This is a genomic window from Pseudanabaena sp. lw0831, from assembly GCF_016584665.1.
Classification (GTDB): Bacteria; Cyanobacteriota; Cyanobacteriia; order Pseudanabaenales; family Pseudanabaenaceae; genus Pseudanabaena.
Genome location: NZ_BBJB01000066.1, coordinates 1 through 19,917, shown reverse-complemented (window position 1 = coordinate 19,917; position 19,917 = coordinate 1). Strand labels below are relative to the sequence as shown.

Sequence of the window (19,917 nt, the reverse complement as noted above, 5' to 3'; positions counted from 1 at the left end):
TTAAATGTTATTCAAAATTCTGGTTGTTCTACATACTTTGGGTGCAACTGTATGGGTGGGCGGTCATCTAGTGCTGGCAGTGACAGTATTACCCAAGGCTTTGCAAAATCGAGATCCTGATTTGATTCATCAATTTGAAGAACATTTTGAAAATTTTGGACTGACTTCCCTATTGGTGCAAGTAATTACAGGCTTGGGGCTAACGTGGATTTATTTCCCTTATTTCCATCACTTCCTAGATTTTGATTCCTATCTATCAACTTATATCGGAATCAAACTTTTACTGCTATTAGGAACGATTGCCTTGGCGATTCATGCTCGCTTTTTTATTATTCCCAATCTCACGAAAGAAACTTTAAATTCCTTGGCTTATCACATTATCGGAGTGACGACCCTAGCCGTTTTATTTGTGATTTTAGGCGCAGGAATTCGCCTCGGTGGTTTCTTCTAAAAGAAAAAGGGGCGCATTGCGCCCCTTTTTCTTTTAGAGAAGCTCTTTGAGCTTCACTTGATATTCTTCAGGAGTAATACTTCCTGCTTTCAGCTCCTCATTTAGCAATTGAACTTGAGGCTCGATCGCTTGTTTTTTCGCTGCAATTTCATCAGCTTTGGTTTTGTAAACAGCTTCACCCTCTTTCTTGGCTTGTTTAAAAGCTTGACGAAGGCTAAAGGTATCCATTTCTCCGCCCGATGCATAGTAATCGTTGGCAACTTTGCCAAGCGCCCATGTACTTGCATAAGCGGTAGTTGCACCAACTACCATGCCAAAAACAGGAACAAGTTTAGCGAGATTACTAACTGCAATCCTTGTACCCGTGATTCCTAAACTACCGAATAGGGCTTTACGAAGATTTTCGTTGGCGCGATCGTAGCCCCAGCTTTGACCGATCGCTTGAGCGAGATCGAGTTGATTCCAGTAGATCAACATATCGAAGGCGATCGCGATCCCAGGAATGGGGAAAGCGCCCAAAACTGCATTCAAAAAACAGGCATCAGTAGTTGCACTTTCAACCTCAGCAGCCCGTTTGTCAGGATCATCGATTTGACGTACCTGCTCGGAGATAGAGGATTTGGTGGAGCGGCGCTCTAGTGTCTCCAGCCATTCTTGTTTGCCCCAAAGCTTAGAACTCGTAAAAGTTGCACCAATTTTATCTAAAAGCTCTTTTTCTTCTGAACTGCACTCACCATCGATATTTGCCATCGCATAGGCAGACTGATAAACCATCTCCTGCGCGATCTCGCTGGTGATTTGGGTCAGTAATGTATCGATTGGCTCATCTTCTTCATTCAATAGGCGATCAACGGTAACGCCTTCGGGTAGATGGATTTCTTCAAAAGTATCGGCAAGACTAGCAAACTCTTCTTCAAGCAGTTTACCGTCGGCTTTTGCCATGCTTACCAAAACCTTAAAGCTTGCCAAAACTTCTTGCTGATTGACTACAGACATCGAATGCTTTCTCCTTTCCAGAAATTATCAACGATGGTAACAGCGATCGCGATCTAAGTTTGTATAAAGCTAGTCTAAGAGAGTGCGCCCTTTAGTCGCATACTCTCACAAACCTTTTAGGATTGCTATAGACAAGAAACTATATTGTAAACTTATTTTAACTATCGTTAGAAATCACACCTAAGCCTGCTGTAACCAAAGCCAATGCAACCAACCGATCCGAAAAAATTTACCGAAAAAGCATGGGAAGCGATCGTCAAGTCGCAAGAGGTCGCAAGGCGATCGCAGCATCAACAACTTGAAGTCGAGCATTTGCTGATGGCGCTCTTGGAGCAAGAAGATGGCTTAACCACAAATGTATTTGCGGCGATGTCCGTACCGATGGCGCGGGCGCGGCGACAGGTTGAAGAATTTTTGCGACGACAGGCTCGTGTAGCGAGTCCAGAGCAGTTGTATTTGGGGCGCAGCTTGGAGGTATGGCTCGATCGTGCTGAGGAGAGTCGCAAGAGCTTTGGTGATGACTTTATGGCAGTTGAGCATATGCTCCTCGGCTTAACCGATGACGATCGCATCGGTAAGCGGCTATATCGGGATTTAAGCATCGATCGCAAAAAGTTAGAAGAAACAATCAAATCACTACGGGGTAGCCAGACCATCACCGATCAAAATCCTGAAGCAAAGTATGCGGCTTTGGAAAAATATGGTCGCGATCTTACAGAACAGGCGAAGCAAGGCAAACTCGATCCTGTGATTGGTCGTGACGATGAGATTCGGCGGGTGGTACAAGTATTATCGCGGCGGACTAAAAATAATCCTGTGTTGATTGGTGAACCAGGGGTTGGTAAAACGGCGATCGCAGAGGGACTTGCCCAGCGTATTATTCGTGGCGACGTACCAGAATCTCTCAAAGACCGCACGATTATTAGTATGGACATGGGGTCGCTGATTGCAGGAGCAAAATATCGGGGGGAATTTGAAGATCGCCTGAAAGCAGTTCTAAAAGAAGTTCTCAATTCCGATGGCAAAATAGTGCTATTCATTGATGAATTGCATACCGTGGTGGGTGCAGGAGCCACACAGCAAGGCGCAATGGATGCAGGAAATATTCTCAAGCCGATGTTAGCACGGGGTGAATTACGCTGTATTGGCGCAACGACCTTAGATGAATATCGTCAATACATAGAGAAAGATGCAGCTCTAGAGCGTCGTTTTCAGCAAGTTTTAATCGAGCAGCCGACAGTCGAAGATACAATTTCGATTTTGCGTGGTTTAAAAGAGCGCTACGAATTACACCATGGCGTAACTATTTCTGATTCAGCACTAGTAGCAGCGGCAACTCTCTCTAATCGCTATATTACCGATCGCTTTTTGCCAGATAAAGCGATCGATCTTGTGGATGAATCAGCAGCCAAATTAAAAATGGAAATGGATTCCCGACCACTAGAGCTAGATGAAATTGATCGTCGGATCAGACAGCTTGAAATGGAAAGATTCTCTTTGCAAAAAGAAAAAGATGCCACCGCTGTCGAACGAGTGGAAGCAGATGGCAAAGTGATCTATAAGAACAAGAGCAGTAAAGCCGTACAGGATCGACTAGAACGCCTTGACAATGAGATGAATGAATTAAGCGATCGCTTTACCAGTCTCAATGATCGTTGGCAACTTGAGAAAGATGCAGTGACGAATTTACGTTCACTAAAAGAACAAATCGATCAAACCAAGCAGCAAATCGATCAGATGGAGCGCGAGTTCAATCTGAACAAAGCCGCCGAACTCAAATATGGAAAATTAACTGAGTTAGAGAAAAATCTTGATGAGGCTGAGTTAGAAATTAGCCTTGCAGGTTCTGAAGGATCTCTGTCTCGTGAGCAAGTTACTGAAGATGATATTGCCGAAATTGTAGCGCGGTGGACTGGAATTCCTCTTAACAAATTATTACTGTCAGAACGGCAGAAATTACTGACTCTAGAAAAACACCTCCACGATCGCGTTATTGGTCAAGAAGAAGCAGTAATTTCGGTGGCTTCCGCAATTCGTCGTGCCCGTGCGGGGATGAACGATCCCAATCGTCCGATTGGTTCATTCCTATTTTTGGGCCCCACGGGCGTGGGCAAAACTGAGCTGGCTCGCACACTTGCCGAATTTCTATTTGATTCCGATGCCTCGATGGTGCGGATCGATATGTCGGAATATATGGAGAAGCATTCGGTTTCGCGCTTAATCGGTGCACCTCCTGGATATGTCGGCTATGAGGAAGGCGGACAATTCTCAGAAGCCGTGCGTCGCCATCCTTATTCGGTGGTGTTATTTGATGAGGTCGAGAAGGCGCATCCTGATGTATTTAATATTCTCTTACAAGTTCTTGATGATGGGAGGATTACCGATAGTCAAGGGCGCTTGGTAGATTGCAAAAACACGGTAATCATCATGACCAGTAATATCGGTAGCGATCGCATTCTCGAAGTATCAAAGGATTTATCCAGCGATCTTGATGGCGACTCTCGCTATGATGAAATGCGCGATAAAGTTCTTGACGTTCTTCGCAATCACTTTCGCCCTGAATTTCTCAATCGCATTGATGAGACAGTGATCTTCCATGCTTTACGGCGCAATGAGATTCGCTCGATTGCCGCGTTGCAAATTAAACGTATTGAGAATCGACTTAGCGATCGCAAGATTTCTTTAAAACTAAGCGAAGAAGCGAAAGACTATATTGCTGCGGTTGGTTATGATCCTTCCTATGGTGCGCGTCCTTTAAAACGAGCCATTCAAAGGGAAATCGAAAATCCGATCGCCAATAAAATTCTAGAAGGAACTTTTGCGGAAGGGCATCAGATTTCGATCACGGTTGAGGATGACAAACTAGTTTTTAGTTAGTATCTAGGATAGGCGGCGCTTCGCGCCGCCTATCCTTACCATATAACGAAGTTGAGAAATTTTTATGCAAAATACTCGTCTTAGTACAATTATCAGTGTTAGCGTTGGTAGAATATCGCAATGGTCACGAAACCCTTGGCGGCGCACATCTTTTATATTGATTAGTCTATTGCTAGGATTCTTTTTAGCATCGGTGATTTCCACTGTGTCTGGGGCGAAATCTGAGCAAGATGTTGTGACAGCGGCAGTTGTGGTTTTGATTGTGGAGCTTACTAATCGCTATGTTTATGGTGCTAAAAGAGTAACTTCTGTAGATGGAAGCTTAGCCCCAAGATTACTGACTACTGAAATATTGAATTCTATTAAGTTAGGCTTGGTATATGGACTATTTCTAGAAGCCTTCAAGCTTGGGTCATGATTAAGAAAGCTCGCTTTCTTAACAAAAAAACTTTAAAAAGTGCTGCGAAGCAGCACTTTTTAAAGTTTTTTTGTAGTCTAACTACGTCGGTGGGTGACTTGTTCAGCGTAGTCAGCAATGCGAGAAGGCATTGATGCACCTGTCAAGATGATATTGACCTTGGGCGATCGCGTTTCTAGCACCTCTAGCAATTCTTCCTCTGTGATTAGCGATCGCGCCACAAGCAAATTCGCTTCATCTAAAATAACTAAACTTGCATGTTCTAACTTAATCGCAACTTTGGCATAGTCCCATAGCTCCAGTACCGCCAATTTCTCGGCATCGGTCAGTTCAATATCATCTTGTGACAAGTCACGCTGAGCTTCACAACGGAGCCATTCCAAGTTTTCGACCAGCCGCCGAGGATTTTTCAAGCCTTGATTAATCCCTGTTTGAAATGGTTGTACTAGTAATACCTGTGTGCCTTGACCCGCTACCCGCAAGCCTTGCGCGATGATATCAGCGTAGAGATTGCGATGGGGCGCGATAAACACCTGCACATTGCCTTTAATTGGGGTCACGATAGATGCGCTTTTAGGCGAGGTGAGAGCTGTTGCGTTAGTTGTAGTCTGATTGTGGTTGTTTTTTGTTGGATTCGTCTTAATCTGAGCCGTCTTAATTTGAGCCACCATAAACAAATCTAGTGTTTAAATTTCCACTATGCATCATAGCAGACACTAGATGTAGAAATTGTTCCTCCTGAGCTGCAATGGCGTTGGGATGGTCTAGATCTATGTCTAGGGTAAAGTTTTCGCGATCGCAAATTTTTGATAAGTAATGCGATCGACCCAAGCAATATGACATAAAAAAGTTTGGTAATTTCAAAAGGCTTGCTCCATTGGATAGATTGTTTCGTAGTTTAGAAGCTCTGCAAAATAAGTTAATGATGCAAGGATTTGTTGTTGGGTAACTGCATATTCTTGAATAACTTCTTCATAGGTCATGCCTCCTGCGAGAGAACCAATGATAATTGCTACGGGGATTCTTGTTCCTTGGATTACTGGTTTACCATGCTGAATTTCAGTGTTGATGGTAATTGCATGATTTAAGGTGTTGGGTTTCATTTGTTACTCCTTATAGCTAGCGATCGCATTTTTCATCATATCAATTTATTTTATCGGTTTATAATGCGTGAAATGCGATCGCCCCAAACACCATGACTCAAGAACAAAACAAGCAATCTGATCCTAGTTCTGAAAAAAGATTTGTACAGCGATCGCTTGCTGCAATTGCGCGATGGTCGCCTTTGGGTGGAACGAGTTATGCTTTCGGAGCATTTTTACTTAAACAAGAATGGGCAATAGCCATAGCACTATTTCCTGTGACTGCGGTTTCGGGAGTATGGGCTGCCTATAGTAAGAATTTTATTGAGAAGTTAGTCAAAATTTATAGCAAACGGGCGATAGATGATGCAGTGTCACTTGTTGAAGGATTGGACAATCTCAACAAAAGTCTCAAAGAAGCAATTGAGTGGCAGTTTGCAGGGTTTGACACGAAATATCTCCAACAACAAGCTAAACCTTATACACCCTACACTACCGAAGGCTACAACCCTGATAAAACTGCAACACCAATGCTCGAAGAGGTATTTGTACCTTTAGAGCTTAGTGGCGAGCTAAGTGCAACTAATCTCAGGATATGGGATTTAATTCGGAGATCGCACAAAGAATCAAGATTTCGGCAAATGGTTATTCTCAAGAGAGGAGGATTTGGCAAAACCACTCTGCTCAAACATATTGCGCTCATTTACGGCAAAGGTAAGCATGGGAAATTTAAAGCCCCAAAATTAATTCCTTTCTTGATGTTTCTACGCGATTGAAAACAAGATCAAGGAATTCTTAGCCAAGCTTCTATCCCTAATTTATCTGAGTTAATCACTGACTTCCATTTGCCAAAAATATCGAAAAAGAATCAACTCTTAAAGCCACCGCCAAGATGGGTAACTAATCTCCTCCGTCACGGTAAAGCCCTAGTCATGTTGGATGGATTTGATGAGTTGCCAGAAGCAGATCGTCACAGGGTTAGCCATTGGATTAGTGAGCAGATGCAAGAATATGATCAATCAATCTTTATCTTGACCTCGCGCCCCTCAGGCTATGAGGATTATGTGGCGACTCGTCCTGCTACGCCTCTGACGATTCAAGATTTTAGCCCAGAACAGCAAGCTGATTTTGTAACGCGCTGGTATCTCTGTCAAGAGAGGTGCTTTCATGATCACCATGCTCAACGACAAGCTAAAGAATCGGCGGAACGTAAGACTCAAGATCTGATCAAGCAATTACAAGATCCTAACCGTCCTGAATTGCAGGAACTATCCAAAAATCCACTGTTACTCAATATGCTGACTACCTTTCATCGTTTTGATGTTGGGATACAATTACCACGCCGCAAAGTAGAACTTTATAAGAATATTTGTAAGCTACAGTTAGAAGATCGCCCTAGAGCTAGGGGGATTAAGATGTTATTACCCACTGACAAGAGCCAAAGCATTCTTCAATTAATCGCTCTAGGTTTGTTAAAAAGCAATTGCATATCCATTAAGCAAAGCAATCTTTTAAGCTTCTTAGAAAAACAGCCTGTATTTGCTCAAGAAGAAGTTTTACCTAGAGACTTTTTGAGAAGGATTGAAACTGTCAGTGAATTATTAGTACAGCGTGATCTAGGTGAATATGAGTTTCCGCATCTTAGCTTTTTAGGATACTTTGCCGCTTCGTATTTAGAGCAACAGGGCGAGGCTGCTTATGAGATAGTTTTACAAAATTGGGATAAATCTTCTTGGCGCGAAACTATTTTGTTTTACACTGCCCAATTACCGCCTAAGCGTTTTACGGAAATGCTGGCGCAGGTTTGTCAAAGGGGAGTGGATGCAGCAAAATTAGCCTATGGCTGTTTGCGTGAATATCGCAGCCCCGAAAAAGTCGATCCGACTTGGGAAAATCGGCTCAAGGCTCTAATGGTTGATGTTAGACATTTGCTATATCAAAATCTTGAGAACTATCTCAAAAACAAACAATGGTATGAAGCAGATCAAGAAACATGGCAATTGATGCTTAAGATAACGGATCGTGAGGAAGAAAGATGGTTGAGAGAGGATGATATTAAAACTTTCTGTTGCGAAGATTTATTAATCCTAGATCGCCTATGAGTGAATTATAGCAACGGACTCTATGGCTTTAGCGTCCAGAAGGATATTTATGCCGAGTGTGGTGGCAAGCTGGATTTTAGTGATCCTAGTGATGAGACTTGGGATAAATTCTGTGCTCGGACTGCATGGTATAGCGGAGATGAAGAGATGATCTATCCTGAGGCTGAGGCATATAATGAAACTGTGATGAGTGTAAGGGGACACCTCCCTGTAGGAGGAGGTTTTCTTTATAGGAATGAGGAGATAGAGAATTGGTCATCGTGTGCGGATTATCTACTTCTTTTCTCGCATCAAGACCTATAAAGTGAAATAATCAAGTAAAAAGAAAAAATTGGGATACAAACAAACTTAGGGTCTTTACAACTTCAATTAATTAGGACTTACGCAGAAGTTGCTAAGACCATCACCCCTAGCCCCTCTCCCAAAAAGGGAGAGGGGAACAAGAAAAATCTCTTACTCCCCTTCTCCCAGAAAGGGAGAAGGGTTTGGGGGATGAGGGCAATTTAGATTTTGCGTAAGTCATAATTAATAAGATAAAAAACAAATTTTTCCTTTTGCCTTTCTCCTTTTCCATTAGTCTACCCCACACTAGCAATAACCTGTCCAATATCTTGAGGAGTCGCACCAGTTGCCAACATTGCCCTAATCAATAACTCAATAGAAACAGAAGCATCACCATTTTCAGCTTTAGCAATTCGAGGCTGACTAGAACTCATCTTAGACGCAAGTTCACTTTGAGTCATCAGCTTTTGCCGACGCTCCTTCAAGCTTTGACTAAGAGCCAACTTAATCTCTACCAAAATAGACTCTTCAGACGTTAACTCCAAAAAATCTGCAACCTTACCAACTTTCCAGCCCCTAGACTCCAAACGAGTTCTTTTATCCAAATCCATCGCATTAATCCTGTTAATCAATTGGGACAAAAATGTGGCAAGTAAGGCATCAAAAGAAGTCTGCAAATGAACAGATCCCCGACTTTTTCTAAGCAAGCAAAGGTTATTTGCAAATTCACAAAAAAAGTCGGGGATCTTAACCTGTGCTTTTTAAGTTTTCTTATTTTAACAACCTCTGCTCATCCCAATTCGTCGTTACATCTTACAGAACTTTCAAAAAACTGCTCATATTCGCGATCTCTTAACGGTACAAGAGACAGCGATCCGTCCGACTTACCACCAAACAAACCCTTAAACCAACTCATCACGCACCCAGCCTCGCTATAAGCTCCTAAAATTTTAGCAATTTTTTCCGTAGGGGCTAAGCATTCCCACAAATGTTTATGAATTTTTAGATGCCATCAAATTGGGAATGCTTAGCCCAAAGCCTCACACATTAATGCAAAATCCCAAACCGCAGGAATAATTTATCGATAAAGGCAAAGAGGGTTCAGCATTTGCAGATCGAGATTTTTTGTGGAGAGATTTGCGATCGGGGCGCAAATGTTTATACCTTCTCATAAGCACTAATAAAATCATCCCGCGATATTCCCGATTGAGTACAGATGCTTCTGAGAGTAGAACCCTTGATCAGCTTATGGTTTGGCATAGTTAAAGGAGTCGTTGTTCCATCAGTATTTTGTCTGACCATAGAGATATGCTCCTTCTCCCGTACTATCGAAAATCCAAAACTCTCAAGCACCTTAATTACCTTTGATTTAGGCGCATCAACAGGAAACTTAGCCATTACACACTCGCCTCAGCGACAAAAGCCTCAAGCACTGAAGACTCAGACTCTAAAACCGATCGCCCAAAGGTTTCCACATGAAACAAGATCGCCGATCTCACATCATTGAGAGCCTCTTCATAGGAATCTCCCTCACCAACTACAACCCCTTGAATCCCTAAAGGATAAGCCACATAACCCTCTGGATGCTTTTCTACCACAATTTTGATGTGTTTCATGATTAATTGACGTAATTAGAGATACCTATAATAACCCTTTTGTTTTTTGTGCACGCACTCATCTAGCAGCACTTTCATAATCATGTGACAAATAACATTTGATTGATAGATTTAAAAACTCCACCACTTTTTCTTTCTGCACAGTGGGAAAGTCATCTAAAAATTCTTCCAGAGAGTCTCCTACTTCAAGATAATCAACTAAGTTCTTTACAAGAACTCTAGTTTCCTTAAATACAGGTATTCCAGAGAGAATTTCAGGATCTCTTACAATTAATTGATTTTCCATTTCGTTACCTCAATGTTAGATCTCTCATAATTTAGATCTTACAACGAAAATATGAAATCATGAATGTTGTGATTCTTTAGGATTTATTTCTTAGCGATCGCCTTTTTCGTGGAGAGATTTGCGATCGCTAAATAGCTTAGCCTTATCTTCGCGCAACCCATTCCCAATATAAAATTTTAGCAGCGCATCTATCGACATATCTCGACTTGCCGCAACCTCCTCAAGCGATCGCGGAATGCCAGACTGGAATTCCTTTAATCGTAATGACCACCGATCGCAAATATATAGACGTATTGATCATCGAATTTGTAGATGAGTCGATCTTTCTGAGAAAGCCTTCTCGACCATAAGCCCGAAAGCTTATGCTTTAACGGCTCTGGTTTACCTATACCCTTAGCAGGATCATCCCGCAGTAACTCTTTGATGATTTTACAAAGATTCTTGTGAAGGTTCTTATCTTTCTGTCTGAGATCCTCATAAGCCTCCCATGTATTACCCTCAAAAACTAAGTATCTCATCCATCTCTTCCTTACTAGGCTGATAACCTTGCCGTTGCTCATGGGTTGCCATAGAACGAGATATCTGTTTCATAAGATCATCATTATGTAAAACAAACAAAGTTTCCTGATGTTGTTCCCAATCCTCAGAACTAATTGCTGTAAAACCTGACTGTTTAGCAAACTGCCAAATCTGCATAAATTTAATCAGCGAGGCTTCAGGCGCTTGCTCAATTTCGCGAATTAATTGCTCTTTGATTGTCATACATTTGCCCTCCTTGCCTTTTAAGCATAGCTTATAAATTTTTCTAGAGTATACATCTAGCGATCGCCCAAAAGTTTTATCAACCTCTGCTAATCCCAATTCGCCGCCACACCTTGCAGAACTTGCAGAAATAACTGCTCATATTCGCGATCTCGCCTACCCTACTCCAGCAATAACCTGTCCAATATCTTGAGGAGTCGCGCCAGTCGCCAACATTGCCCTAATCAATAACTCAATAGAAACAGAAGCATCACCATTTTCAGCTTTAGCAATTCGAGGCTGACTAGAACTCATCTTAGACGCAAGTTCACTTTGAGTCATCAGCTTTTGCCGACGCTCCTTCAAGCTTTGACTAAGAGCCAACTTAATCTCTACCAAAACAGATTCTTCAGGCGTTAACTCCAAAAAATCTGAAACCGTACCAACTTTCCATCCCTTAGACTCCAAACGCGCTCTTTTATCTAAATCCATCGCATTAATCCTATTAGTCAGCATCGTATTTACAAAAGCGTTTCTTGCAAACTTCAATCACATTCTTAGGAGTCGTTCTCGTTGATTTGTTAAAAACCTCCACAATTACAATTGCATCATCATCAATTCGATAAATGATTCTCCAGTTTTTATCAGCATCTCGAATGCGTAACTCATGACAACCTTCTCCGATACTTGGCATAGGACGAGAATGAGGTAATCCAAGAGAAACTCCTTGCTGCAATTGCCTAAGTAGAACACCTGTTTCTACCCGTATTTCTTGGCTGAAAGGCGGAGTTTTAACTTCTCCATGCAGCCAAACTAAAGGTTTACTTTGATTTCCCATATCGCTTTATATCACATTTGATATATTAGCATGGGTTAGCCTTGTTCTAAATTTTTGGTAATGAGTTTGGAGATAGTGGCGCAAATGCTAAAACATTACAAGGTTATACTTAACTAAAAACTATGAAGCCTTCTCAAAATCCTTGTCCCGATCCACCGTCCTATCAAGTCCATTTTGCAGTAATTACCGTCAGCGATACCCGCACACCAGAAACCGACAAAAGCGGTAACTTTATCAAACAATCGATGACGAATGCAGGACATCTGCTGGAATACTACACCCTAGTCAAAGACGAACCCGACGAGATCCGCGAGCAAATGTATAAGTTAGCCGCGATCGCCGATCTTGATGCGATTATTCTCAATGGTGGGACGGGGATTGCGCCACGAGATACGACCTATGATGCGATCGCTGCTTTGCTGGAAAAGACACTCCCAGGATTTGGCGAAATGTTTCGTTATCTAAGTTGGCAAGAGGTTGGCTCTAGAGCGATCGCCTCGCGATCGGAGGCAGGAATCTATCAAGGGAAGTTAGTTTTTTCGCTCCCTGGGTCGAGTAATGCTGTGAAACTAGCGATCGAGCAGCTAATTTTGCCAGAAATTATTCATCTTGTGCGCCAACTTAAAGGTTTGCATTAAAACCCAGTTTGGTTGAAAGTTCGCCGTCGGCGAACTTTCAACCAAACTGGGTTTTATCGGTTTTATATCGTCGTAAATTGATAGCGCAAAAACAACTCTGATTCATGGTGATATAGCGATCGCAACTTGAGATTGGGCAAATCAGTACCACCAAGCCCATAACCTGAACCGCCAACAACGGTCATATTGTCAGCTCCGCCAACTATATGAGGAGATAACGTCAAAAACAACTCATCAGCTAAACCTTGAGAGATTAGCGAATAATTTAGGGCGGGGCCACCTTCCACTAAAAGACGCTGAATGCCAAGTTGCTCAAAAAGCATTGACAATACTTGCTTTAGGTCAATTTGGTGATCTTTGGTGGGAAATCGAAAAATTTGCGCTTTCTCATCGAGCCAAGGTTCAACGGAAGTATCTTGTCCTAGCAAAGCAATTCGTAAATCTTTTCCAGCGTTCCAAAAACGATGTTCGCTAGGTAGATTACCCGAATTACTAATCACGATGCCGACGGGTTGAGGCTGTGAAAAGTTTTTTTGGCGTTCCTCTATTAGTTCAGGAGGTACGGTAGGGATAAAGGCATCTTGGCGTAGCGTCGTGCCTCCAGCTAAAACAGCATCAAATTGCGATCGCAGTCTTTGCATTAATAGGCGATCGGGACGCGAGCCTAAGCCTGTAAGTTTTCCCTGATAGGTTGTCGCTTTCCCATCGACACTAGATACCATATTGAAGGCAATATATGGACGCTTAGCGGGGCTATCGTTTAGTTCAAATTCCACGCCTTCAGTGGGGAAAGCTAGTTCTTCAAAGTTATAAATGCGATCGTGAGATGAGTAGAAACTGTTATACATTTTGTGGCGAGTTTGCTTCGGTATTTGCTAAACCAAAAAGAGAGTTGCGGCGCGAAGCGCCGCAACTCTCTTTTTGGTTTTGATTTTGTCCACAGTCTTAAAAGAACAAGCAAAATCGCACTCCGATCTTGCTTGCCTAAAAAGATTATTGTTTGACCAATTTTACAGGCTGACCATCAGCTTGCAATTCCTTGCCATCTGCGGACAAGGTGTAAGGCTGTTCGGGAGGAGCTTGGGGTGGTTTTTCTCCATTAACGGATTCGACTTGAGAAACAACCTTGCCATCTTTGATTGAAATTTTGCCAGCAGTCTTGATTTCTTGGACTTCATCTTTAGTAGAGACTGCTTTGAGGGTAGCTTCAAAAGTACCTTCAGGTTTAATTGTCCATTTACCTGTAACGGATTTAACACCCTCTTTTTCAGCATCAGCTAAAACTTTAGGGTCTAAAACGACTGTATATTCACCTGCGACCTTGTCAAGACTAGCAGGGGTTGCGGGGCTTTTGTCTGGTGCAGACTCAGGAGTCTTTGTGGTGGGAGATGCTGATGCGGTAGTTGTAGGACTTGCCGTTGCTGCGGCTGTTGGTTTAGTGGTTGCCGCAGTTTCTGTTGGTGCTGGTGGTTGCTGGCAAGCTGACATAACCGCAACGCAACTAACGGCGATCGCTGCGAGTAGGCTTTGCTTTAAGGAATAGTTGAGTGATTTTTTCACGATTAATTTGGCGAGGTAATTGTCGGTAAGTAACGGTTGGAAATTAGTCTTGAGTCACTTGTCTAATCAAGATACTCTACGCATCATTTCTTAGCAAATCTTTTGGACACAACTGACTGCGATCGCGATTGACCTTTAGTTTACATATTGAGCATCTCGACACAATTAAACATAAAATTACAAGATCTGTACCGCCTGCTTAGCGGGCGGTACAGATCTTTGGATTTGGGTTTTGAATTATGTCGAGATACTTACTAGAGACTGCAAGCCGCTATATACTGTTCCTTGGCATAGTAATTTTTTTAATATTGTTTCAACCGATGGTAACTACAAAATCTCAATCCAATGTTCTGCGATATGACATTGTCGGGTCACGGCGCTTTAGTAACTATTGCTTTGCGGTTATTGTTGCCATAGGTGCGTCGGGCTTTTTGCTAGCAGGAATATCGAGTTTCTTAAAGATTAATTTGCTACCGTTTTCCGATCCCCTACAGTTGGAATTTGTGCCTCAAGGTTTGGCACTTTCCTTTTATGGAGTAGCTGGCACATTGCTAGAGCTATACCTGCTATATGTGATGGCGATCGATTATGGTAGTGGCTACAACGAGTTCGATCGCAACAGTGGCAAGGTGACACTTTTTCGACAAGGACGCAGTAAGAGCAAAAACATTGAGCTTTCTTACAAGATGACTGATGTACAGGCGGTTCGTGTCGAAATTCGCAATGGACTAAATCCTAAGAGAGCTTTGTATTTACGAGTTAAGGGCAAAGGCGATCTACCTCTATCAGAAGTTGGTCAACCGATCGCTTTGACCGCTCTCGAAGATCAGGCGGCGGAAATTGCTAAGTTTTTAGCAGTGCCATTGGAAGGGCTATAAATGATAGTAGGCGCGGAGCGCCTACTATCACCATCTCATATTTACAAGTTATCAAGGGTTAAACATGTTGCGTTGGATTCTTAGTTGTTTTTTAGCAGTGAGTGTTTTACTCACAAGTTGCACAAATGGCGGTAGTGTCTCCGCCAGCGCTTCGCCGACTGCTTCAGCAAGTGCTTCACCTACAACTAGCAGCAAGCCTACAGCGATCGCTACGATCCCAGCATCGCCTAAGCCTAGTGAAAGTCCTGAGAACTCACTAGATGCGGCGCTTGCTAAATATGTGCAGCTTAAAGGCTCAGCAACGGTGGAATTAAAACTAAAATCTGGAATCGTTAAGATCGAGCTTGATGGTGCTAATGCACCAGTTACCGCAGGGAATTTTGCCGATTTAGTCAAGCGTGGATTATATAACGGCTTAACTTTTCATCGAGTGGTTAAAGACCCAACTCCATTTGTCGCCCAAGGTGGCGATCCCCTTGGCAATGGTACGGGTAATTTCACAGATCCCGTAACTTCACAGCCCCGTTATATTCCTCTGGAAATTTTGCCTGATGGTGCAAAGCAACCTGTCTATGGCGAAATTTTAGCTCCTACTCAAAAGCCAAAATTACGTCATAACAAGGGCGCGATCGCTATGGCGCGATCGCAGTCTCCTAATTCTGCATCTTGCCAGTTTTATCTAGCTCTTGATGATATTTACTTTCTTGATGGTTCCTATGCTGTATTTGGCTATGTGACCGAAGGTATGGAGTTAGTCGAAAAAATTCAGGGCGGCGATCGCATTGAATCAATAATTATCACTAAAGGCGAAGAAAATCTTAAGCAACCTGCTTAAAAAATCACAAAAAAAAGATCCTGCATTTGCAGGCTCTTTTTTTTAGCGAATGCGAATGATTCGTCGCTCGACAATATAGCGATCGCCAAGGTTAACGTTATGGGGGTTATAGATCATCGATGGATTGCTCGTTGGATAGCTGCTATATCCTCCAAGGTTGACGTTATATGGATTGTAGACTGACTGATTTGCAGCAGGATAGGTAACTCTATGCGCAGATGGATAGTTCCGTGAGTTGCCATAATTATGGCTTGGGACTATTTCGCGAACAATCACTCTAGAGTTACTATTGTGTTGGTGCTCGTAGTTGCGATGATAAGGATTGTGGTAAATGGGCTGGCGGGTATGAGAACGATAGGAATCGTAGGTGCGATAGGTGTTGGTTGAGGGACTCGATCCAAATCTGATGCTAATAGAGACATCTGCAAGTGCCGAGCCTGCAAATGTAGTCATCGCCCCAAGCGTAGCGATCGCTGTCATGATTACTTTCATGGGTTTATGCTCCTTGATATTTCAGAACACAACATAGAGCCGTCTATCTATACTTTAACTCAATCTACTCCTTTCTCACCCAAGAATTAGTAGTGCGGCGCGGAGCGCCGCACTACTAATTCTTGGGTTTTACTGTCTATCCTTTCGATGGTATAAAGTGAATAATTAGTGATGTGCAGCGGAGCCGCGCATCACTAATTATTCACTGGGAAATGCTTAAACATGACTGTTGTTGCGATTGATTTTGGAACAAGTAATACTGCGATCGCAATTCTCGCAACAGACAGCGATCTCGATATGGCAATACCAACAACTTTGCGCTTTGATAATATCTCTCACGGTTTTGGGACGGATGAGAGAACGGCTTGGCTAGTGCCGAGTTTAGTCTATGTGCTTGGTGCTGAGACAGGTTTTGGTGGATTTCTATTTGGAGAGCAAGCGCGATCGCAATATTTATTAGAAAGTCAATCAAAGCGATTGTTCCAAGGATTTAAGCGGGATATTGTCGCTAGTTTTCGATCGCCTGCGTGTGAGATTGATGGCAAGTTTTATGATGCCGAAGCGATCGCGGAAGTGTTCTTAACAGAACTATGGCAGCGACTAATATTGGAAGATATCCACCCAACGCAATTAATCTTTACAGTTCCCGTTGGCGCATTTGAGGCATATCTCAACTGGTTTATTAACTTTGCCGAACGACTAAAAGTTCCTAACTTCCAAATTATCGATGAATCTACTGCGGCGGCTCTGGGCTATGCGATTACTCGGCCAAACGCTCTGGTATTAGTGATTGATTTTGGTGGTGGTACGTTAGATTTGAGTTTAGTGCGGACTGCGCCGATCGCTAGCGCCACCACTCATAAACAAGTTACTAAAGCTGAAGCGATCGCCAAATCTGATGCTTATATTGGTGGGATTGACATTGACCGATGGATTGCTGCGTATTTTTTGCGGCAATTAGAAATGACGCGATCGCAGGTTGGCGAAACTAGTTGGCTAAGTATTTTAGAAATAGCGGAACAAATCAAAATCAAATTGTCAGTAGTTCAGGAAGTCAAGGAAATTTGGCTGGATGAGAACATGATTTCTCACGAATTACGACTTAATCAAAATGCACTAACCGAAATTCTCGAACAAAATCAGATGCTTGAGCAGTTGCGGGAAGCTATTGATGAAGTTCTGACAATTGGACTAAATCGGGGCATTAGTAAAGCGGCGATCGAGCAAATTCTATTAGTGGGTGGCAGTTGTCAGATTGTGGCAATTCAGCAATTGATCGTGTCTTATTTCGGCAAATCTAAAGTCAAGTTTGGCAAACCCTTTGAAGCAGTTGCTCATGGGGCTTTAGTTCTAGGTCAGGCGATCTCGATCGTCGATCATTTGCGGCATAGCTATGCGATTCGTCTTTGGGAGCCTTATCTGCATCAATATTCTTTCTTTACATTGTTTGAGAAAGGCACAAAATATCCTTGTCAACGCACTGAGCCATTAATTTTGCAAGCAGCGATCGCAGGACAAACTGAAATTTGGCTAGATATCGGTGAGGTTGCAGATATTTCACAGGCTGAGGTTACCTATGACAATTTTGGACGCATGACTAGCAGCCAATTGCTGAAACAATCAGATTTTCGATCGCTAGCGGCAAGTAGTAAAAAATCAGATGTCGATCAAGTTTGTATTGCCCGACTAAATCCTTCAGGACAGTTAGGGAACGATCGCATTGCAGTTGATTTTGAAATCGACGATCGGCGGGTTTTGATGGCGACTGTGCGAGATTTGCTGACGGATCGAGTACTGATCGACCAACAAGCGATCGCTAAACTAGAATAAAACCCAAAAGGAGTTGCGGTGCAAAGCGCCGCAACTCCTTTTGGGTTTTGCCATTAGAAACTATTTAAAAATTGTCTAGATCCCCCTCAATCCGCCTTAAAAAAGAGGGGATTAAATTCTTCCCCCTTTTTAAGTGGGATTGAGGGGGATCTCTTAGGGCTTTTAGCCGCAGAAAGCAATTCTCAAATGGTTTCATATAAAAAGCGTCATCAAGCGAGGTTTTTTCTTTGGAGTTTGTATTTAACTTTAAGAAATGACTTTAAGCGTCTGAAATTTTGTAGAATCTAGAAAGGCATATTTCTCCGTTATGACTCAAACATTCAGTTGATAGCAGGCATCACTTGTGACTCACACACGCTCAAAACATTCTCGACTGATGATTGCTGTCTTACCTGACGAATCTTCAGCTTTTGAAGCATATCGCTTGCTTCAATGTCATGGCATCTCTCCAGAGCATCTTGCTCTGGTTGGCAAAGGTTATAGCAGCCCAGATAGTGTGGGCTTATTTAATCCCACTTACACCGCATGGCGCTACGCCAAACGCGGCATGTTTTGGGTAGGCGTAATTAGCACCGTAATGGGCGTGATCTTGTATCTAATCTTCAATATCAAATTGCCAAATCTTGAATGGCATCAAGCCTTATTGACGATCGCCTCAACAGCGGGACTGATTGGGATCGTTATTGGTGGTGTAATTGGTACTTTGTATGGCTGGTTTTTTAAAAGTAGCCTGTCGATTTCCTGTCGTAGTTGTTTGGAGCGCGGACAATATTTGCTCATGCTAGAAGGATCTGAAACACTGACTCGGCGTGGAAGAGAAATCCTTGATGACTATACGGTGAAACCACGTTAATTCTTCTTAAAAATTTGGTAATTTTCATGGTAAAATCTTGTGAAGATGAGTTTTTAAGCCATGTTTAATGCGAAAACTATTTTGATAGTGGATGATGATGAAAGCGATCGCTTACTATGTCGTCACTATATTGAGTGTGATCTCGATAATAGCTATCGTATTTTAGAGGCTGAAACTCTTAAGCAAGGATTAGAGTTATGGCGATCGCAAAACCCTGATTTAGTATTGGTTGACATCGCTTTGCCTGATGGTAATGGGATAGTCTTCGTCGAGGCTATTCGAGACCATATTCGGGGTAAGGCAAGTGAGCAGGTGTTAGATCTCAAACTTCCAGTAATCATGTTTACTGGAAGCGAAGATGCAAGAAATGCTGCCAGCACAATGCGTTTGGGGGCGTATGACTATTTGATTAAAAACGATATTACCAAATATTCATTACAGCAGAGTATCCGTAGTCTACTTGAATACTTTAGCCTAACTCGTCAACTGGAGCAGTCTCGCAGACGGGAAGAGCTAGTTTCTCAAACGGCTCTTAATATTCGTCAGTTTATTAATCTAGAAGATATCTGTCAGACCGTGGTTCAAGAAATCAGTAAATTTCTTCAAACCGATCGCACGCTTATTTATAAGTTTGATGAGGATATGAGCCGCAGAATTATTGCTGAGACAGTAGTTCCACCTTTTCCTGCTTGTTTAGCCTTTGGGGCTAACGATCTCTGTGTACATCCTTCAGAAGATCAGGTAAACGCCTATCTTGATGGTCAGATCTTTGCCAATTCTGATGTACATAGCGCTGGGTTTTCGGAATGCCATATACAGATGTTGGATGGCTTTCAGGTTCAGGCAAATGTGGTTTTACCAATTCTATTAGCTGAAACTCTAAGTAATAGTTCAGCTTCTAATAATCAATCAAATAATCAGTCAAATAATCTCCAGAACAATCAAACTTTATGGGGATTACTCATTGTTCACCAATGTTCTGCGACTCGTGATTGGGAAGAACATGAAATTAAGTTGCTTCAGCAATTATCGGTGCAATTAGCGATCGCAATTCAACAAGCTGAAATCTATCAAAATCTCCAAAGTCTGAATGGTTCCCTAGAGAAACAAGTCCAAGAACGTACTGATGCAGCTCAATCTAG

Annotated in this window: 25 protein-coding genes and 1 pseudogene; 11 read left to right on the top strand and 15 right to left on the bottom strand. The window is 42.5% G+C overall.

Annotated features, from left to right (window positions below; genetic code table 11):
- Positions 1-4 precede the first annotated feature (4 nt).
- The gene (locus tag APA_RS13150; RefSeq protein ID WP_201322719.1) at positions 5-451 is read left to right on the top strand and encodes a CopD family protein; all 447 of its coding nucleotides are present in this window, start codon (positions 5-7) and stop codon (positions 449-451) included.
- A 33-nt stretch (positions 452-484) separates the two neighbouring features.
- On the opposite strand, the gene APA_RS13145 is transcribed toward APA_RS13150, so the two are convergent.
- A complete protein-coding gene (locus APA_RS13145) occupies positions 485-1,447 on the bottom strand; it encodes a hypothetical protein (protein ID WP_201322718.1) in 963 nt (320 codons plus the stop codon).
- Between the two features lie 204 nt (positions 1,448-1,651).
- Here APA_RS13145 and clpB point away from each other — a divergent pair, with 204 nt between their 5' ends.
- Both clpB and APA_RS13135 read left to right on the top strand, forming a co-directional pair.
- Complete coding sequence (gene clpB, locus APA_RS13140; RefSeq protein ID WP_201322717.1) at positions 1,652-4,324, top strand: ATP-dependent chaperone ClpB; 2,673 nt, start codon at positions 1,652-1,654, stop codon at positions 4,322-4,324.
- A 64-nt stretch (positions 4,325-4,388) separates the two neighbouring features.
- Positions 4,389-4,742, top strand: coding sequence for a DUF565 domain-containing protein (locus APA_RS13135; protein ID WP_201322716.1), 354 nt, complete (start codon positions 4,389-4,391; stop codon positions 4,740-4,742).
- 77 nt (positions 4,743-4,819) lie between these two features.
- On the opposite strand, the gene APA_RS13130 is transcribed toward APA_RS13135, so the two are convergent.
- Positions 4,820-5,302, bottom strand: coding sequence for a cob(I)yrinic acid a,c-diamide adenosyltransferase (locus tag APA_RS13130; protein ID WP_201322715.1), 483 nt, complete (start codon positions 5,300-5,302; stop codon positions 4,820-4,822).
- Between the two features lie 300 nt (positions 5,303-5,602).
- Positions 5,603-5,845, bottom strand: a complete 243-nt coding sequence (locus tag APA_RS13120; RefSeq protein WP_201322713.1) for a DUF433 domain-containing protein — start codon at positions 5,843-5,845, stop codon at positions 5,603-5,605.
- A gap of 92 nt (positions 5,846-5,937) precedes the next feature.
- Between APA_RS13120 and APA_RS13115 the strand changes: the two genes are divergently transcribed.
- The gene (locus APA_RS13115; protein WP_201322712.1) at positions 5,938-6,600 is read left to right on the top strand and encodes a hypothetical protein; all 663 of its coding nucleotides are present in this window, start codon (positions 5,938-5,940) and stop codon (positions 6,598-6,600) included.
- 69 nt (positions 6,601-6,669) lie between these two features.
- Positions 6,670-8,229 (top strand): annotated as a pseudogene (locus APA_RS13110) (GUN4 domain-containing protein).
- Between the two features lie 275 nt (positions 8,230-8,504).
- Here the strand turns inward: APA_RS13110 and APA_RS13100 are convergent.
- The 9 genes from APA_RS13100 to APA_RS13065 form a co-directional block, all read right to left on the bottom strand.
- Positions 8,505-8,819 (bottom strand): helix-turn-helix transcriptional regulator, encoded by a 315-nt coding sequence (locus APA_RS13100; protein WP_201322816.1) that lies wholly within the window; start codon positions 8,817-8,819, stop codon positions 8,505-8,507.
- 179 nt (positions 8,820-8,998) lie between these two features.
- Positions 8,999-9,124, bottom strand: coding sequence for a hypothetical protein (locus APA_RS25505; RefSeq protein ID WP_268961920.1), 126 nt, complete (start codon positions 9,122-9,124; stop codon positions 8,999-9,001).
- Positions 9,125-9,366: 242 nt separating this feature from the next.
- Positions 9,367-9,606, bottom strand: a complete 240-nt coding sequence (locus APA_RS13095) for a type II toxin-antitoxin system HicA family toxin (protein WP_201322709.1) — start codon at positions 9,604-9,606, stop codon at positions 9,367-9,369.
- Positions 9,606-9,824 carry a type II toxin-antitoxin system HicB family antitoxin gene (locus APA_RS13090; protein WP_142657513.1) on the bottom strand — a complete coding sequence of 73 codons (219 nt, stop codon included), beginning with the start codon at positions 9,822-9,824 and terminating at the stop codon, positions 9,606-9,608. The genes APA_RS13095 and APA_RS13090 overlap by 1 nt, the downstream gene beginning before the upstream one ends.
- A gap of 58 nt (positions 9,825-9,882) precedes the next feature.
- Positions 9,883-10,110 (bottom strand): DUF433 domain-containing protein, encoded by a 228-nt coding sequence (locus APA_RS13085; RefSeq protein ID WP_201322708.1) that lies wholly within the window; start codon positions 10,108-10,110, stop codon positions 9,883-9,885.
- Between the two features lie 254 nt (positions 10,111-10,364).
- The gene (locus APA_RS13080) at positions 10,365-10,628 is read right to left on the bottom strand and encodes a Txe/YoeB family addiction module toxin (RefSeq protein WP_201322707.1); all 264 of its coding nucleotides are present in this window, start codon (positions 10,626-10,628) and stop codon (positions 10,365-10,367) included.
- Positions 10,609-10,872, bottom strand: a complete 264-nt coding sequence (locus APA_RS13075; RefSeq protein ID WP_201322706.1) for a hypothetical protein — start codon at positions 10,870-10,872, stop codon at positions 10,609-10,611. The genes APA_RS13080 and APA_RS13075 overlap by 20 nt, the downstream gene beginning before the upstream one ends.
- A 156-nt stretch (positions 10,873-11,028) precedes the next feature.
- Entirely contained in the window at positions 11,029-11,343 is a 315-nt protein-coding gene (locus tag APA_RS13070) for a helix-turn-helix transcriptional regulator (protein WP_094528755.1), read from the bottom strand.
- Positions 11,344-11,356: 13 nt separating this feature from the next.
- Positions 11,357-11,689 carry a type II toxin-antitoxin system RelE/ParE family toxin gene (locus tag APA_RS13065; RefSeq protein ID WP_201322705.1) on the bottom strand — a complete coding sequence of 111 codons (333 nt, stop codon included), beginning with the start codon at positions 11,687-11,689 and terminating at the stop codon, positions 11,357-11,359.
- Positions 11,690-11,811: 122 nt separating this feature from the next.
- Here APA_RS13065 and APA_RS13060 point away from each other — a divergent pair, with 122 nt between their 5' ends.
- Positions 11,812-12,327 (top strand): molybdenum cofactor biosynthesis protein B, encoded by a 516-nt coding sequence (locus tag APA_RS13060; RefSeq protein WP_201322704.1) that lies wholly within the window; start codon positions 11,812-11,814, stop codon positions 12,325-12,327.
- Positions 12,328-12,389: 62 nt separating this feature from the next.
- On the opposite strand, the gene APA_RS13055 is transcribed toward APA_RS13060, so the two are convergent.
- A complete protein-coding gene (locus APA_RS13055) occupies positions 12,390-13,175 on the bottom strand; it encodes a RibD family protein (RefSeq protein ID WP_201322703.1) in 786 nt (261 codons plus the stop codon).
- A gap of 145 nt (positions 13,176-13,320) precedes the next feature.
- Positions 13,321-13,887: a hypothetical protein gene (locus tag APA_RS13050; RefSeq protein WP_201322702.1), complete on the bottom strand. Its 567-nt coding sequence runs from the start codon at positions 13,885-13,887 to the stop codon at positions 13,321-13,323.
- 320 nt (positions 13,888-14,207) lie between these two features.
- Between APA_RS13050 and APA_RS13045 the strand changes: the two genes are divergently transcribed.
- The gene (locus APA_RS13045; RefSeq protein WP_236579566.1) at positions 14,208-14,765 is read left to right on the top strand and encodes a photosystem I assembly protein Ycf4; all 558 of its coding nucleotides are present in this window, start codon (positions 14,208-14,210) and stop codon (positions 14,763-14,765) included.
- A gap of 64 nt (positions 14,766-14,829) precedes the next feature.
- On the top strand, positions 14,830-15,600 hold the full coding sequence (locus tag APA_RS13040) for a peptidylprolyl isomerase (RefSeq protein ID WP_201322701.1): 771 nt from the start codon (positions 14,830-14,832) through the stop codon (positions 15,598-15,600).
- 42 nt (positions 15,601-15,642) lie between these two features.
- Here APA_RS13040 and APA_RS13035 read toward each other — a convergent pair whose 3' ends face one another.
- Positions 15,643-16,092, bottom strand: a complete 450-nt coding sequence (locus tag APA_RS13035) for a hypothetical protein (RefSeq protein ID WP_201322700.1) — start codon at positions 16,090-16,092, stop codon at positions 15,643-15,645.
- 222 nt (positions 16,093-16,314) lie between these two features.
- Between APA_RS13035 and APA_RS13030 the strand changes: the two genes are divergently transcribed.
- The 3 genes from APA_RS13030 to APA_RS13020 form a co-directional block, all read left to right on the top strand.
- Positions 16,315-17,922, top strand: a complete 1,608-nt coding sequence (locus APA_RS13030; protein ID WP_201322699.1) for an Hsp70 family protein — start codon at positions 16,315-16,317, stop codon at positions 17,920-17,922.
- Between the two features lie 343 nt (positions 17,923-18,265).
- Entirely contained in the window at positions 18,266-18,775 is a 510-nt protein-coding gene (locus APA_RS13025; protein WP_236579565.1) for a hypothetical protein, read from the top strand.
- A 60-nt stretch (positions 18,776-18,835) separates the two neighbouring features.
- Positions 18,836-19,917: response regulator (locus APA_RS13020; protein ID WP_201322698.1), on the top strand; the 1,082-nt coding region annotated here is incomplete at its 3' end.

Coding starts and splice junctions, on each gene's coding strand:
- APA_RS13150 (WP_201322719.1), top strand. CDS start 5: ATGTTATTCAAAATTCTGGTTGTTCTACATACTTTGGGTGCAACTGTA.
- APA_RS13145 (WP_201322718.1), bottom strand. CDS start 1,447: ATGTCTGTAGTCAATCAGCAAGAAGTTTTGGCAAGCTTTAAGGTTTTG.
- clpB (WP_201322717.1), top strand. CDS start 1,652: ATGCAACCAACCGATCCGAAAAAATTTACCGAAAAAGCATGGGAAGCG.
- APA_RS13135 (WP_201322716.1), top strand. CDS start 4,389: ATGCAAAATACTCGTCTTAGTACAATTATCAGTGTTAGCGTTGGTAGA.
- APA_RS13120 (WP_201322713.1), bottom strand. CDS start 5,845: ATGAAACCCAACACCTTAAATCATGCAATTACCATCAACACTGAAATT.
- APA_RS13115 (WP_201322712.1), top strand. CDS start 5,938: ATGACTCAAGAACAAAACAAGCAATCTGATCCTAGTTCTGAAAAAAGA.
- APA_RS13100 (WP_201322816.1), bottom strand. CDS start 8,819: ATGGATTTGGATAAAAGAACTCGTTTGGAGTCTAGGGGCTGGAAAGTT.
- APA_RS25505 (WP_268961920.1), bottom strand. CDS start 9,124: ATGAGTTGGTTTAAGGGTTTGTTTGGTGGTAAGTCGGACGGATCGCTG.
- APA_RS13095 (WP_201322709.1), bottom strand. CDS start 9,606: ATGGCTAAGTTTCCTGTTGATGCGCCTAAATCAAAGGTAATTAAGGTG.
- APA_RS13090 (WP_142657513.1), bottom strand. CDS start 9,824: ATGAAACACATCAAAATTGTGGTAGAAAAGCATCCAGAGGGTTATGTG.
- APA_RS13085 (WP_201322708.1), bottom strand. CDS start 10,110: ATGGAAAATCAATTAATTGTAAGAGATCCTGAAATTCTCTCTGGAATA.
- APA_RS13080 (WP_201322707.1), bottom strand. CDS start 10,628: ATGAGATACTTAGTTTTTGAGGGTAATACATGGGAGGCTTATGAGGAT.
- APA_RS13075 (WP_201322706.1), bottom strand. CDS start 10,872: ATGACAATCAAAGAGCAATTAATTCGCGAAATTGAGCAAGCGCCTGAA.
- APA_RS13070 (WP_094528755.1), bottom strand. CDS start 11,343: ATGGATTTAGATAAAAGAGCGCGTTTGGAGTCTAAGGGATGGAAAGTT.
- APA_RS13065 (WP_201322705.1), bottom strand. CDS start 11,689: ATGGGAAATCAAAGTAAACCTTTAGTTTGGCTGCATGGAGAAGTTAAA.
- APA_RS13060 (WP_201322704.1), top strand. CDS start 11,812: ATGAAGCCTTCTCAAAATCCTTGTCCCGATCCACCGTCCTATCAAGTC.
- APA_RS13055 (WP_201322703.1), bottom strand. CDS start 13,175: ATGTATAACAGTTTCTACTCATCTCACGATCGCATTTATAACTTTGAA.
- APA_RS13045 (WP_236579566.1), top strand. CDS start 14,208: ATGGTAACTACAAAATCTCAATCCAATGTTCTGCGATATGACATTGTC.
- APA_RS13040 (WP_201322701.1), top strand. CDS start 14,830: ATGTTGCGTTGGATTCTTAGTTGTTTTTTAGCAGTGAGTGTTTTACTC.
- APA_RS13035 (WP_201322700.1), bottom strand. CDS start 16,092: ATGAAAGTAATCATGACAGCGATCGCTACGCTTGGGGCGATGACTACA.
- APA_RS13030 (WP_201322699.1), top strand. CDS start 16,315: ATGACTGTTGTTGCGATTGATTTTGGAACAAGTAATACTGCGATCGCA.